Origin of the sequence: Vibrio sp. SCSIO 43086, from assembly GCF_051132235.1 — a bacterium.
In the GTDB taxonomy this organism is placed as follows: domain Bacteria; phylum Pseudomonadota; class Gammaproteobacteria; order Enterobacterales; family Vibrionaceae; genus Vibrio; species Vibrio diabolicus.
Genome location: NZ_CP072677.1, coordinates 1,692,373 through 1,705,887, shown reverse-complemented (window position 1 = coordinate 1,705,887; position 13,515 = coordinate 1,692,373). Strand labels below are relative to the sequence as shown.

The 13,515-nt window shown below is 43.0% G+C and carries 15 protein-coding genes; 5 read left to right on the top strand and 10 right to left on the bottom strand.

Features of this window, described 5'->3' with window-relative positions; genetic code table 11:
* Positions 1–268 precede the first annotated feature (268 nt).
* The 4 genes from J8Z23_RS07830 to ttcA all read left to right on the top strand — a co-directional run bounded on the left by J8Z23_RS07830 (position 269) and on the right by ttcA (position 3,664).
* Positions 269–1,066 carry a hypothetical protein gene (locus J8Z23_RS07830; protein WP_005396476.1) on the top strand — a complete coding sequence of 266 codons (798 nt, stop codon included), beginning with the start codon at positions 269–271 and terminating at the stop codon, positions 1,064–1,066.
* Positions 1,059–1,895, top strand: coding sequence for a glucosaminidase domain-containing protein (locus J8Z23_RS07825; RefSeq protein ID WP_031780554.1), 837 nt, complete (start codon positions 1,059–1,061; stop codon positions 1,893–1,895). Before J8Z23_RS07830 ends, J8Z23_RS07825 begins: the two co-directional genes overlap by 8 nt.
* A gap of 13 nt (positions 1,896–1,908) precedes the next feature.
* On the top strand, positions 1,909–2,571 hold the full coding sequence (locus tag J8Z23_RS07820; protein WP_074190133.1) for a DUF2987 domain-containing protein: 663 nt from the start codon (positions 1,909–1,911) through the stop codon (positions 2,569–2,571).
* A 199-nt stretch (positions 2,572–2,770) separates the two neighbouring features.
* A complete protein-coding gene (gene ttcA, locus J8Z23_RS07815) occupies positions 2,771–3,664 on the top strand; it encodes a tRNA 2-thiocytidine(32) synthetase TtcA (RefSeq protein WP_005377502.1) in 894 nt (297 codons plus the stop codon).
* Between the two features lie 137 nt (positions 3,665–3,801).
* On the opposite strand, the gene uspE is transcribed toward ttcA, so the two are convergent.
* The 10 genes from uspE to ccoN all read right to left on the bottom strand — a co-directional run bounded on the left by uspE (position 3,802) and on the right by ccoN (position 12,800).
* The gene (gene uspE, locus J8Z23_RS07810) at positions 3,802–4,749 is read right to left on the bottom strand and encodes a universal stress protein UspE (protein WP_258684949.1); all 948 of its coding nucleotides are present in this window, start codon (positions 4,747–4,749) and stop codon (positions 3,802–3,804) included.
* A gap of 180 nt (positions 4,750–4,929) precedes the next feature.
* Complete coding sequence (locus J8Z23_RS07805) at positions 4,930–5,676, bottom strand: FNR family transcription factor (protein WP_005377497.1); 747 nt, start codon at positions 5,674–5,676, stop codon at positions 4,930–4,932.
* Positions 5,677–5,766: 90 nt separating this feature from the next.
* A complete protein-coding gene (locus J8Z23_RS07800) occupies positions 5,767–6,444 on the bottom strand; it encodes a sulfite exporter TauE/SafE family protein (protein ID WP_301659791.1) in 678 nt (225 codons plus the stop codon).
* A gap of 8 nt (positions 6,445–6,452) precedes the next feature.
* Positions 6,453–6,617, bottom strand: a complete 165-nt coding sequence (ccoS, locus tag J8Z23_RS07795; RefSeq protein WP_012841826.1) for a cbb3-type cytochrome oxidase assembly protein CcoS — start codon at positions 6,615–6,617, stop codon at positions 6,453–6,455.
* Positions 6,618–6,632: 15 nt separating this feature from the next.
* A complete protein-coding gene (locus tag J8Z23_RS07790) occupies positions 6,633–8,996 on the bottom strand; it encodes a heavy metal translocating P-type ATPase (RefSeq protein WP_006742591.1) in 2,364 nt (787 codons plus the stop codon).
* 4 nt (positions 8,997–9,000) lie between these two features.
* A complete protein-coding gene (locus J8Z23_RS07785; protein WP_048626394.1) occupies positions 9,001–9,477 on the bottom strand; it encodes a FixH family protein in 477 nt (158 codons plus the stop codon).
* Between the two features lie 105 nt (positions 9,478–9,582).
* Positions 9,583–10,557, bottom strand: coding sequence for a cytochrome-c oxidase, cbb3-type subunit III (gene ccoP, locus J8Z23_RS07780; RefSeq protein ID WP_005396485.1), 975 nt, complete (start codon positions 10,555–10,557; stop codon positions 9,583–9,585).
* Entirely contained in the window at positions 10,557–10,730 is a 174-nt protein-coding gene (locus J8Z23_RS07775) for a cbb3-type cytochrome oxidase subunit 3 (protein WP_005396487.1), read from the bottom strand. The genes ccoP and J8Z23_RS07775 overlap by 1 nt, the downstream gene beginning before the upstream one ends.
* 9 nt (positions 10,731–10,739) lie before the next feature.
* The gene (ccoO, locus tag J8Z23_RS07770) at positions 10,740–11,360 is read right to left on the bottom strand and encodes a cytochrome-c oxidase, cbb3-type subunit II (protein WP_005377475.1); all 621 of its coding nucleotides are present in this window, start codon (positions 11,358–11,360) and stop codon (positions 10,740–10,742) included.
* Positions 11,361–11,372: 12 nt separating this feature from the next.
* On the bottom strand, positions 11,373–12,800 hold the full coding sequence (gene ccoN, locus J8Z23_RS07765) for a cytochrome-c oxidase, cbb3-type subunit I (RefSeq protein WP_005396488.1): 1,428 nt from the start codon (positions 12,798–12,800) through the stop codon (positions 11,373–11,375).
* A 257-nt stretch (positions 12,801–13,057) separates the two neighbouring features.
* On the opposite strand from ccoN, the gene J8Z23_RS07760 reads away from it, so the two are divergent.
* Positions 13,058–13,414, top strand: coding sequence for a hypothetical protein (locus J8Z23_RS07760; RefSeq protein ID WP_041852960.1), 357 nt, complete (start codon positions 13,058–13,060; stop codon positions 13,412–13,414).
* The last annotated feature ends 101 nt before the right edge of the window (positions 13,415–13,515 follow it).

Below are 13,515 nucleotides of genomic sequence, written 5' to 3'. Positions count from 1 at the left end.
TTTTGCAGGCAAAAGTCATCATTCCTTACCATACTGTTTTTATAAGATTAATTGGCATTCAAACACAGTTTGATAGCACTAAGCTCTGTACAATAATTGTTTTCAATTTCATAACCTTGTGAGTGGTTAATTATCAACCATACAGTTGAGATTGCAAGGATAGTACGTGAGTTGTGATGTTAGATGTGGAAAGATTTCTTTATAATAACGGCCACATTAATTGACTGGAATTCCAGTGAAAATTTTACAAGTTAATCTTGGATAAACTATGAACGACGATTTTGAGAAAGATTTCAATCTTGGGGGGAGTGTAGAGCGAGCTTTGTCTGGCAACTACGAGCTTAAAGCTGGGGCTGTTTTCAATGAAGCTTGGCGAGCAACCATCCAGCACTTTTTATCCTTTTCTCCTGCTATTATTGTATTGCTTTTTGTCCAGTTAGGTATTTTCTATATCGCATTACAACTGCAGTTGGGTGATCTGACCGTTATTCTTGATGCATTTGAGAATCCAGAATCATTCACTAACGATATTGTGTCTTCTATTTATGTCGCGAACTTTAGTTATGAGGTGATCAGCGCCCCAATTTATGCAGGGATCAGCTTGATGGCCATGAGCCATATCGCGGGCTTAAAGACTAAATTGCGCCATGTAGGTAAAGGGCTGCAGTTTACTATTCCCGTGATCCTAGCAACGCTGATGAGCCTAATGCTGCAAGGCGTAGTTGGTATGATCTTCCCTCTACTGTCCCTGTATCTTTCTTTAGCGTTTAGTCACTCTATCTTGTTGATTTGTGAAAAAAGAGTGCCACCAATGCAGGCGCTATTGTTATCACTTCGCGCTATTAACAAGAAGATTTTTGTCGTCGCAGGGCTTTACTTAGGCGTGATGTTGATGTTTATTATCGCTGCGATGTTCTACGGTATTGGCTTGATTTTTGTGTTGCCATTCTTCTTTCATTTGAAAGGCATACTCTACCGCGAAATGTTTGGAATTAAGCTCAAGATCGTTGCAACACAGAAAAACGACAATGATCACGATGGTAACTCACAGGTGTTTGATGCCTAATTCTTTAAAATCAATAAGTTTACGAGTGGCGGCTACCTGTATAGCCGCCACTTTCATTTCTATTGGACCGTATTTACACTACGAGCAACAGTTTAAATATGTTGAGAATCCTGATGTGCTGTCCGGGACAATTAAGCATGTCGATTTGTCTCATTTGCCACACATTGGTGATATCCCTGACTTCAACGCAATAAAAGACACCAAAGAGAAAAAAGCGGCGTTTTTTGATTTTTTAAGGCCTAAAATAGCACTTGAGAATCAACGAATTCGCCATGAACGAGCGTTTCTTACTTCTTTAAAGGTGGGACAAATCACTCAAGAGCAAGAAGAGTACGCTCAGCGACTAGCGGCTCTGTATTCTTTGCCTTTGAGCGACAACAAAGTCGATCACGCGTGGTTGGGTGAAATGCTTGTGCGAGTGAATGTCTTACCAGAAGCGCTGGTTCTAACTCAAGCAGCAAATGAATCTGCGTGGGGCACTTCTCGTTTTGCCACTCAAGCTAACAACTTGTTCGGCCAATGGTGTTATAAAAAGGGTTGTGGAATTGTTCCTGCGCAACGTGGCGCAGGCAAAGCTCATGAAGTTGAAAAATTCGATTCTGTACAGCAGTCGGTTCATGGCTACTTTATGAATGTTAATCGAAACCCAGCGTATGCTGAACTACGTGAAATCAGAGCTTCTCTAGCCGAAAAGAACAAAGACCTGTTATCGGTCGCAACGGCGTCAGAGTTAACTCATGGATTGCTAGCATATTCTGAACGTGGCATTGCTTATGTACACGATCTTCGCGCTATGATTCGTCATAATAACGCCTACTGGACACAATAAAATAACGGATAAAATGAAAAAGTTAAGCCTAAGTCTATTGGGAAGTGCGGCGCTAATTCTTGTATCGCCAATAACCCAAGCTCAAGAGTACATGTTCACGTACTCGAAGTTATACACCCAACTCAAAAACAACAATAAAGAAGGGCATGACGACGTGAAAGTTGGTGTCTTCTTTGTGGATGCGAAAACTAAGCAAATTTGTACAATAGAAAAAGCTTGGATGGAAAAAGAAGAGCACTATGAAGAGTTTGTTATCCCTGCTTCACAAGAGTTGCCTCTGCCAGTCGATAAAAACTTAAAGTCAGCGAATCCGTTGGTTTTTGTCGATACTCCAAAAGATACTCGCTGCGATTACTCACTTGTCGTGATGGCCAAAGAACCATTACAGGGTAACGTTTCTTACGAGCAACTTAAGCCTCTTCTACCTCAAATGCAGACGATGCTGGAAGATTTAGGCGGTATGTTTGCGGGTTGGTTTACACCTGAAGTTCAAGGTGTGACGATGGAGTTTGCAAATCAACTGAATGATAAAGTGATTTTCTCAAACGGAACCGAAAAGCCAATTGTCAATGGCAAGATACAAGTCGCACTAAGTGAAATAGGGCAAGGTGGCACAATGACACTACCGGAACCGACGATGCGAGTGCTACCTTATCTGCCTAACGCAAAGAAGTGAACACTGAGAGTTTAGAAAGGGCTGCAATTGCGGCTCTTTTTTCATTTGTGACCGTAACTAAAGTATCTTTCACACTCTTTTCTTAAAGACTCAATAAGACAAGCATTTAATCCTGCGTAAAAAGCTCGTATAATCCACGCCCCAAAGAAACCCATGTTAGGAAGTCCTAGTCGATTTATCGGCGATGTGAGAGCCCGCAATGAACCAAATAGATACAAGAAAAGAAACCCTAGAATTCAACAAGCTTCAGAAACGCCTGAGAAGACATGTTGGAAATGCCATTACTGATTACAACATGATCGAAGAAGGCGATGTTGTGATGGCATGTATTAGCGGTGGTAAAGATTCATTCGCGATGCTTGATATCCTGCTGAATCTTCAAAAAGCCGCACCGATCAAATTTGAAGTGGTTGCGGTAAACCTAGACCAAAAACAACCGGGCTTCCCTGAGCACATTCTGCCAGAGTATTTCGAAACACTGAATATCCCTTACTATATTGTCGATAAGGACACTTATTCCGTCGTAAAAGAGAAGGTGCCAGAAGGCAAAACCACTTGTGGTCTGTGTTCGCGCCTGCGACGTGGTACGCTGTACTCATTTGCAGAGAAGATTGGTGCAACTAAGCTTGCGCTAGGTCATCACATGGATGACATTGTCGAAACAATGTTCTTGAATATGTTCCACGGCTCTCGCCTTAAAGCGATGCCACCAAAACTACGCTCTGATGATGGTCGTAACGTGGTAATTCGTCCATTAACTTACTGTCGTGAAAAAGATCTGATCAAATACGCTGAACACAAGGATTTCCCAATTATTCCGTGTAACCTTTGTGGCTCTCAAGAGAACCTTCAGCGTCAATCTATAAAAGCAATGTTGATTGAATGGGATAAGAAGACGCCAGGGCGTGTGGAAGCGATTTTTAAATCAATTCAAAACGTAAGTCCAAGCCAACTAGCAGACCGCGAATTGTTCGACTTTGTTAACTTACCGCTAGATCGCGAAGGTAACCGCGAAGAGTATGAATTTAATGAGGCTGTCGTTTCTTCGACGAATATTGATGAATCAATGTTCATCGATGTTACGAACATCTAACTCGTAAAAAGGAGGTCAATTAGACCTCCTTTTTTGTGCCTAACGCTCTAACTGCTCCAAACAAAAATCCCCCTGTATTGGGGGGGATTTATTAGCGTCTGTTTGAAAGCGCTCAATATAGCAATGTTACAAAGAGGTTAGGTTGCTGTGTTTGGATCAAGAGGGCTAATGTAGCCTTTTGGTTTTAGAGCCAATACATCGCAATTTATTTTATCGATCACGTGCTCAGCTGTATTACCAATAAAGACAGCAGAAAGCCCGGTTCGCCCTGTGGTGCCTAAAATAACCATTGCAGCATTCAAGCGCTCTGCTGCTGCTGGAATGACATCTTCAGGTAAGCCTTGCTCAACAATCGTTTGCTCTTCATCAAGGCCGTGTTTTTGGCGTAATGCTTTCATCGCAGTTAAGTGATGACCTCGAACGGCATCGGTATAAGTCGTTGGATCAAACTCAGGAAGTTCAATGGTAATGTTCGCCGGTGTAACGGGATACGCATTAACAAGGTATGGTTTGGCATCCAGTCGGGTGGTGACTTCTTTTAGTCGCTCGACCATGGCATCGTTGAGATCAATATGAGTTGGATTTTCAGAGCCTACGTGCACCGAGGCAAGAATGGTTGCTTGTTCTGGCCAATCTGCATTTTTAATCAGAAGTACTGGGATAGGGCATTTACGTAACAAGTGCCAATCGGTCGGAGTGAAAATCACAGATTCTAACACGTCGTGCTTACGTGTGCCTTTAATGACTAGGTCATGGCTGCCTGCATAGACCTCAGCGATAATTGCTTCGTAAGGACGGTTGTGCCAGACGACACATACATCAAAGTCGAAGCCATCGTTTAGATAAGGTTGAGCAATTTTACGCATCCACTGCTCACGTTGATGGATAACACCTCGACGCATAGCATCTCTTTCATCCACTGATAGCATTGACGTCATGTCATAAGAGAAATCGTAAATGGATAAAAAGAAAGTGATTCGGCTTCTAGATACACTTTTTTGAGCTAATTGAACAGCTCTTGCAAGTGCGGGCTGCTCATCATTATTGATGTCAGCTACAACAAGGATCTTACTGTATATACTCATAACTAAGCCCACTTCTATTGCAAAACCAGATACTGAATATAAATTAAATCAGTATTTTGGAGTACTTACCGTACATTTTTACTGTAGCTTAGTTTGGGTAACTTTTTGAGGACTTTCGAAAGGAATTTATGAGAAATATGATGTAGCTCATTTTCGAGCTACATCAATAATTGGGGTGTATTATTCTTTAGTTACACCAGCAAGTTCCATCAATGCATCGTGGTCTAAGATAGTGATATATTTACCTTTTACACTTAGGATCTCGGATTTCTGGAAACGACCCAACAAGCGACTGATTGTTTCCACTGTAAGACCAAGATAGTTACCAATATCACCACGAGTCATCGTTAAACGAAACTCTCTAGGGCTGAAGCCACGTTGAGAAAAACGAGTTGATAGGTTGTATAGGAAAGCCGCTAGACGTTCTTCTGCATTCTTTTTAGAAAGAAGCAAAATCATTTCCTGATCACCTTTAATTTCGTTACTCATCAAACGCATAATTTGCTGGCGAAGCTTAGGCATTTTACCTGATAGGTCGTCTAAAATTTCGTATGGGATTTCACATACCATCGACGTTTCAAGCGCTTGAGCAAAGCTAGGGTGGGAGTCACCTGTAATGGCATCGAAACCAACTAGGTCTCCGGCCAAGTGAAACGCTGTGATTTGCTCATCACCTTGCTCTGTGATCGTATAGCTCTTGATGGTACCAGAGCGGATAGCGTACAGAGATTTTAGCTCGTCACCAGCCTTAAAAAGCTCTTGTCCTTTTTGGATAGGCTTCTTACGTTCGATGATTTGGTCAAGCTGATCAAGTTCTGCCTCATTCAGAGTGAACGGGATACACAGCTGACTAATGCTACAATCTTGGCAATGAATGGCGCAACCGCCTGATTGGATACGCTTTGTTGCAGGTTTTTCAGAAATCATAACAACCTTTCACTATTTGATATACATCAATATTTTAGCATCGCTTAATCCTAAAGGGTAGCAAAAATGTCACCTCAATAGAGTTTAACGTTATATGAAACCGAGTAACTCCATGGCTCCTACAGCAGTGTACGAACCATACCCAATAAGGATTAATGCTGAAATATTTCTAAATATTAACGATTTTTGTAATTTCTGAAAATGGTTGGCACCATATCCAATAATCAGCATTGTCGGAAGTGTTCCGAGGCCAAACGCGAGCATAATAAGACCACCGTTTATTGCGCTGCCTGAAACCGCCGACCAAGTTAGCGCAGAATAAACCAAGCCGCATGGTAACCAGCCCCAAATGAAGCCAAATGGTAAAGCATGAAGAGGGTGCTTTAATGGCAACAAACGCTTACCAGCAGGTGAGATAAAGCGCCAAATGTGCTGTCCTAACTTTTCTATTAACAGTAAACCTTGCCACCATTTAGCAATATAAAGCGCAACCAGAATCATGAACAGTGCGGCAATCAGCCTTAACCAAGCAAGAGAATGCGTTAATCCACTTAGCTCAGATAAACCTGATATTGCTCCGCCTACTAATGCACCGATTACGGCATAGCTGCTCAATCGCCCTAGGTTGTAGAAGAGTGGAATAAGGGGGGAGCTTTTACTTGTAGAAGAGCCCATGGTAAGCAGAGACGCGATACCACCACACATTCCCATGCAATGACCGGCCCCGACGAGGCCGATCATCAAAGCACCAATAAAGTCAGGAGTCATAAAGGTTGCTATTTTTTATCACTATTAGATTTGTCTTCTTCATCAAGAAGAATGTTATGTCCTTGTCGTTCTAGATCTTCAAACTGATCACTTCTTACTGCCCAAAGAAAAACGGCAACAGCAACACAAACGAGAACGATAGCGATGGGAATCAATATATAAAGACTTTCCATGTTTGCTTTCTCTACTTATTTCTCTTTGAGCAGGCGCAAAGAGTTAGATACAACGATAATTGAGCTTGCAGACATGCCAACTACTGCAATGTAGGGAGCCACTAAACCAGCGACAGCTAAAGGCAAAATTAACAGGTTGTAACCCAAAGACCAAGCCAAGTTTTCTCGAATAATCTTTCTTGTACGCAGTGCAAGCAAACGTGCCTCTAGTAGCTTTTCGAGATTATCCCCAAGTAACGTCATATCTGCAGATGCTTTAGCGACATCCGTACCACCGCCCATTGCAACAGAAAGATGAGCTCCGGCGAGAGTAGGTGCGTCATTGATGCCATCGCCAACCATCATTGTGATACTGTCTTCATCAAGACTCTTAAGGTACGCGAGTTTGTCTTCTGGTTTTGCTGACGCAACGACGTGATCGATACCAATTTCATTCGCTACAGGTCGAGCGTTTGAGAGAGAGTCACCTGTTAGCAGCGTTGTCTTAATTCCAGCGTCAGCAAAACGTTGAACAAAGGCTTTGCTTTCTTTTCGGATAGGGTCGCGGTAGTAAAAGCTAGCGACATGCTCGCCATCAACTGAAAGATAGACCGCATGGCTTTCATCGCTTTCCTTGCCTTGAACAAAAACCGCACTGCCTATCTTAACGATTTTGCCATTCCAGATCCCCTCAATCCCTGAACCAATCACGTTTTGCACTTCATACACAACAAAGTCGTCATTGGCGTAACTTGCAAAAGAGCGAGCGATAGGATGGTTTGCATGAGCTTCTAATGCTGCGGCTAGAGAGAGACAATCTTCTTTTGGAAGATCACTCAACACTTTTGTATCACAGATCTCAATATCGCCTTTCGTCAGAGTACCTGTTTTATCTACAACTAAGTGGTTGATCTTACATAGCGTCTCGAACACATGACCTTTACGAAGCAAAATGCCAAAGTTTCCCATACGAGAGGTAGCACAAGTTAGAGCAGTTGGAGTCGCAAGAGATAGGGCACATGGACAGGTGGCTACCAATACGGATAGCATGATCCAAAACGCATCATCTGGTTTTGTTTGATGCCAGTAAAACCAAGTACCAGCAGAAATAATAAGAATTGCTCCAACAAAGTAACGAGCAACAACGTCTGCAATTTCTGCGATTTTAGGTTTGGAGTGTTGAGCTTCATCTTGTAAACGCACGATATTGGAAATCATTGAGTCGGCTTTGGAACTCATGACCTCTAGCTCAAATGACTCATCACCGTTTAGTGTTCCTGCATAAACCGCATCGCCTTCTCGTTTCACAACATGCACGGATTCACCCGTTAGCATGGATTCATCAATATGAATACGACCCGAAATAACTTTGCCGTCAGCTGGGATATGTTCACCAGGAAGGACGCGAATACGATCACCAACTTTTAGAGTTTTCACTGGTATTTGCTCGCCATCCAGCGTCGTGGCGATCGCTGGGATCAACTTTAATAGGTTACCACTCGCCGCTGCGGCTTTGCGACGCGCTCGCATCTCTAAAAATCGTCCAACCAATAGGAAGAAAGTGAACATTGAAATCGATTCGAAGAAGACTTCGCCCTGTTCTGTAACGGTTGCTATTAAGCTGGCTACATAGGCAAAAATAAGTGCAATCGAGACAGGCACATCCATACCGAGGGTTCGGCCTTTGATGCTTCGCCACGCATTTAAGTAAAACGGAAGAGCAGAGTAGAGTAGGACTGGCGTAGCAAAGATCAAACTTACCCAACGAAAGTAATTTTTAAACTCCGGTTCTAGGTCACCAAAAACTTCTAGATACAATGCGACGGCTAGCATCATAACTTGCATGGTAGCTAAACCAGCAATACCTAATCTGTATAAGTATTGCTTCATCATTCGATGATAAGAGGCTTCTTGCTTATCAGCTTCAAATGGTGCGGCTTTATAACCCAATTTATGAATGACAGATAGGAGCTCACTTAATCGCACCTGAGTCTTATCCCAGGCTAGTAATGCGCGGTTAGTGGTTGTATTCACGCGGATAGACACTAACCCGGCCGTATTAGAGACTTGCTTTTCGATTAACCACGCACAAGCTGCACATGAAACGCCTTCTAAAGAAAGAGTTACTTCAGAGACATTTTCACGATTTCGCACAAATTCTGATTGTACATCTTCATTATCATAATGAATTAAAGCTTGGAGTTGCTCTGGTACTAAATCTGCTTTTTCCGCAGGCGCAGTTCTATATTGATAGTAGGATACTAAGCCGCTGTCTACGATGGTTTGAGCAACCGTCTCGCAGCCAGGACAACACATCTTTCGGGATTCACCGAGTATATCAACTTTAAAATCCGTGTTGGCTGGTACATCTTCACCACAGTGATAACAGGATTCACACATATGCTTACTTCATTAACGGTGTTGACGAGGCAGGAAATTCAACTTTACCTTGGATCATCCATTGTTGGTCATGTGGTTGTAGTTCGACAAACCAAGGACCTTGAATAGATTCTTCTGCCGTTAGGCGGTAATTACCAGATGCATCCGCCGTAACGAGCTTTGTAAAGTCACGGTCAGGAAGAGTACGATGAGTGAAAGTGGCCGTTAGAGCAGGGTAATGAGATAGCTTCCCTTTAGCGAAAACAATCACAACATTGTTATTTTTAGAGGAAATCTCAGCGTTAAGACCTAGGTCACGAGCGACATTCATTTTACTAATGTCGATGTTAATGCCTTTGCCTTTTTTATAGTAATCCTCGGCGACTAAAGAAACAGAGTTGTTCGAGAAAACGACCACAGTAATCACAGTCCAGACTACGACAGTAAGAGGAAGGATGATTAGGAACCACGGCCAAAATTGTTTATACCAAGGCTTTACCATAAAAAAGTTCTCAACAGCTAAATGAAAAAATGTAAGGCGTTAAATTTAAAGGAAAGACAGCCCCTATGAAAGGGGCTGTTATTGCTATGTTACTTAATATCTCAGTTACTTACTCTCTGAGTTACTTAAGCTCCAGACATAAGAGGCAACGAGCTGAACTTTATCTTCACCCAAAATGTCTTTCCACGCGGGCATTACACCTGAGCGGCCGTTCATTACGGTTTCGGTTACAGCTGCACGAGAGTCGCCAAATAGCCAATCTTGGTCTGTAAGATCAGGTGCACCGACTGCAGGGTTACCCTTACCATCAGTACCGTGACAAGCTGCACACACGACGAAACGTGCTTTACCTGCCGCTGCTTCACGAGCATTCACTTTACGACCAGATAGGCTAAGTGTGTAGCTTACAACTTCTTGCACACCTTGCTCACCAAGCGCATCTTTCCATGCTGGCATTTGACCAATACGGCCATGCATGATGGTTGTTACGATTGCAGCTGGTTCACCGCCGTATAGCCATGCATCATCAGTTAGGTTAGGAAAACCTTTCTGACCACGAGCATCAGAACCGTGACATTGAGAACAGTTTTGCAAAAACAAACGTTGGCCAACTTTCAATGCTTCAGGATCTTGCGCAATTTCAGGTATTGGGCGTAAACCACTATCATTGTGCGCAAGTTTACGGAATGCTTCGCCGAAGTATGCATCTGCGTCATCCAGTTCTTTTGCGTATTGGTTTAGTTGCTTGTTCTCTTGTGCTTTAGCGATGGCTTCTTTTGACTCTTCCAGTGAACGTACTGTTTGAGCAGAACTCTGCCAGTTTAAAAAGCCCTTGAAGCTACCTAGACCTGGGAATAGGGCAAGGTAAACTGCTGCAAACACAAATGTACTTACAAACAGATAAGTCCACCACTTTGGTAGAGGGTTGTTTAGCTCGCGAATACCATCGTACTCGTGGCCCATGTCTTCCCCTTCCTCGACGCCCATTTTATCTTTAGCGCACCAAGTTAGGAGAATCGCACAGCCTACCAGCGTACCGACAGTAATCACGATAATCCAGAGACTCCAGAATGTAGTCATTACTTCTTCACTCCTTGGTTATTTGGGGTCGTTTGTTCTTCGTCAGCAAACACCAAGTTGGCATCTTCTTCAAAGCGTGCTTTACGCTTTTTACTAAATGCCCACCATACGATGCCGATAAAACTAGCGAAGAGTACAACGGTATAAATACTATGAATTGTACCGAAATCCATATGATCCCCTTACTTCATTGCATGACCAAGAGACTGAAGGTAAGCGATGATTGCATCCATCTCTGTTTTACCTTCTACTTCTTTAGCCGAATTCGCGATCTCTTCATCAGTGTATGGAACACCGAACTGATCACGAAATAGCTCAAGTTTCTTCTGAGTTAGCTTACCGTCTAAAACGTTTTCAGCTAACCACGGGAAACCTGGCATGTTTGACTCAGGCACAAGCTCACGAGGATCTAGTAGGTGAACGCGGTGCCATTCATCAGAATAACGACCACCAACACGAGCTAAATCCGGACCTGTACGCTTAGAGCCCCAAAGGAATGGGTGTTCCCAAACACTCTCACCGGCGACAGAGTAGTGACCGTAACGTTCAGTCTCTGAGCGGAAAGGGCGAACCATCTGGCTGTGACAAACGTTACAACCTTCACGGATGTAGATGTCACGACCTTCCATCTCCAGAGGAGTGTAAGCACGCAGATTCTCTACAGGTTCAGTCGTTTGCTTTTGGAAAATCAGAGGAGTGATCTCTACAAGAGCACCCCAGCTGATAGCAAACACGATAAAAATAGCCAACAAACCGACATTACGTTCTAAGATTTCGTGGCGATTATTAGAATTATTACTCATTCTTAAATCTCCTTATGCCGGATGTGGGATAGCTTTTAGGCTTTCTTTTGGTGCACTTACCGTTTTGTACGTGTTGTATGCCATTAGGAACATACCAGATAGGAAGATAAATCCACCTAGGAAACGTACAAAGTAGAACGGATAAGACGCTTCTACAGACTCAACAAAGCTGTAGGTTAGCGTACCGTCAGAGTTAACCGCGCGCCACATCAGACCTTGCATTACACCAGAGATCCACATCGCAACGATGTAAAGAACGGTACCGATTGTTGCTAGCCAGAAATGCACATTCACTAGACCAACAGAGTACATACGCTCTTGGCCAAATAGGCGAGGTACCAAGTGATATACAGAGCCGATAGAAACCATCGCAACCCAACCTAACGCACCAGAGTGAACGTGACCAATGGTCCAGTCTGTGTAGTGAGAAAGTGCGTTAACCGTCTTAATCGACATCATCGGGCCTTCAAAGGTAGACATACCGTAGAACGACAGTGAAACGATTAGGAAACGTAGGATAGGGTCATAACGAAGCTTATGCCATGCACCAGATAACGTCATAATACCGTTGATCATACCACCCCAAGAAGGAGCAAATAGAACCAGCGACATCACCATACCTAGAGACTGAGTCCAGTCCGGTAGCGCTGTATAGTGAAGGTGGTGAGGGCCTGCCCAAATATATAGAGAAATAAGCGCCCAGAAGTGAACGATAGATAGACGGTAAGAATAAACAGGACGTTCAGCTTGTTTAGGAACGAAGTAGTACATCATGCCTAGGAAACCAGCGGTGAGTAGGAAACCTACCGCATTGTGTCCATACCACCACTGAACCATCGCATCCACTGCGCCCGAGTAAATCGAGTAAGATTTACCGAGTGACACAGGAATAGCCATGCTGTTCACGATGTGAAGTACTGCTACTGTGATAATAAAGGCACCGAAGAACCAGTTTGCCACATATATGTGTGACGTGTTTCGTTTCACCAGTGTGCCGAAGAACACCACCGCATATGATACCCATACTAGCGCAATTGCGATATCAATAGGCCATTCTAGCTCAGCATACTCTTTACCCGATGTTAAACCGAGAGGCAAAGTAATGGCTGCTGCCAGGATGATTGCTTGCCAACCCCAAAAGGTGAAGGCAACGAGTGGGCCACCAAAAAGACGAGTTTGACATGTGCGCTGTACAACATAATAAGACGTTGCGAACAGAGCACTGGTACCAAACGCAAAAATTACCGCATTAGTATGCAGTGGACGTAAGCGACTGTACGTCAACCACGGCGTATCAAAGTTTAGCTGTGGCCAAACTAATTGAGCGGCAATCAAAACACCAACAGCCATACCAACTATGCCCCATAAAATGGTCACAAGGGTAAATTGGCGAACGACTGTATAGTTGTAGTTTTGTTCAAGCTGCTTTACTTGGCTCATTTGCATGCTTCCAATTTCTAATTAACTACACTTTTACTTCCAACACGACTTGCGTCGTAACACCACCCAAGTAAACTCTAGAATTCAAGTGTTATCATCACCTTATTTCCATTGCTGACTTTAATAAAAAGTGGCATTTTCAGCGTGACACTATACTTGAATTAACAATTCAATGACAGGGTAGTAACCTTACTGGCCCCCTGGAAATCATTTTTTATTTAAAAAGTTTGAAGTTTGTAACAAGGATATTAGTAATTATGCCTGCACAAAAGTTAACAAAGGCGCGACTTGCACAAATCTTAATCATGCTCAGTGTGTTAATAGGCGCATTTTTCTGGCGTACCTTTACACACGAGAGCGTTACTAGCATTGACTGTTCACAAAAAGAACGATGCGATGTAACAATTGAAGGTGAAATAATCACAATTAATCGTGACTCAACGGGAATTTCGCTCGAAACGATAAAAAGTAGCACTCTAAAAATTGATCCAAATCAATCTGGCGAATTTATCAATCTCGATCGAGAGCATAAGAAAATAGAATGGGACACAATGCCTGAATCAAAAAAAATCACCTTTAAAAAAGGCGAAAACATTGTTGTAGTTCAATTATAAATACGATCTGTCACGAGATAATCGCAACTTCTTAATGAAATTTTCACCTTCTTACCTAGAGAAAATTGGTTGGAATGGTATAACAGCAGAGTGATACCCAA

What these genes read in the sequence shown, in the direction of transcription:
- J8Z23_RS07830 (WP_005396476.1), top strand. Translation starts at nt 269, where the DNA reads ATGAACGACGATTTTGAGAAAGATTTCAATCTTGGGGGGAGTGTAGAG.
- J8Z23_RS07825 (WP_031780554.1), top strand. Translation starts at nt 1,059, where the DNA reads ATGCCTAATTCTTTAAAATCAATAAGTTTACGAGTGGCGGCTACCTGT.
- J8Z23_RS07820 (WP_074190133.1), top strand. Translation starts at nt 1,909, where the DNA reads ATGAAAAAGTTAAGCCTAAGTCTATTGGGAAGTGCGGCGCTAATTCTT.
- ttcA (WP_005377502.1), top strand. Translation starts at nt 2,771, where the DNA reads ATGAACCAAATAGATACAAGAAAAGAAACCCTAGAATTCAACAAGCTT.
- uspE (WP_258684949.1), bottom strand. Translation starts at nt 4,749, where the DNA reads ATGAGTATATACAGTAAGATCCTTGTTGTAGCTGACATCAATAATGAT.
- J8Z23_RS07805 (WP_005377497.1), bottom strand. Translation starts at nt 5,676, where the DNA reads ATGATTTCTGAAAAACCTGCAACAAAGCGTATCCAATCAGGCGGTTGC.
- J8Z23_RS07800 (WP_301659791.1), bottom strand. Translation starts at nt 6,444, where the DNA reads ATGACTCCTGACTTTATTGGTGCTTTGATGATCGGCCTCGTCGGGGCC.
- ccoS (WP_012841826.1), bottom strand. Translation starts at nt 6,617, where the DNA reads ATGGAAAGTCTTTATATATTGATTCCCATCGCTATCGTTCTCGTTTGT.
- J8Z23_RS07790 (WP_006742591.1), bottom strand. Translation starts at nt 8,996, where the DNA reads ATGTGTGAATCCTGTTATCACTGTGGTGAAGATGTACCAGCCAACACG.
- J8Z23_RS07785 (WP_048626394.1), bottom strand. Translation starts at nt 9,477, where the DNA reads ATGGTAAAGCCTTGGTATAAACAATTTTGGCCGTGGTTCCTAATCATC.
- ccoP (WP_005396485.1), bottom strand. Translation starts at nt 10,557, where the DNA reads ATGACTACATTCTGGAGTCTCTGGATTATCGTGATTACTGTCGGTACG.
- J8Z23_RS07775 (WP_005396487.1), bottom strand. Translation starts at nt 10,730, where the DNA reads ATGGATTTCGGTACAATTCATAGTATTTATACCGTTGTACTCTTCGCT.
- ccoO (WP_005377475.1), bottom strand. Translation starts at nt 11,360, where the DNA reads ATGAGTAATAATTCTAATAATCGCCACGAAATCTTAGAACGTAATGTC.
- ccoN (WP_005396488.1), bottom strand. Translation starts at nt 12,800, where the DNA reads ATGAGCCAAGTAAAGCAGCTTGAACAAAACTACAACTATACAGTCGTT.
- J8Z23_RS07760 (WP_041852960.1), top strand. Translation starts at nt 13,058, where the DNA reads ATGCCTGCACAAAAGTTAACAAAGGCGCGACTTGCACAAATCTTAATC.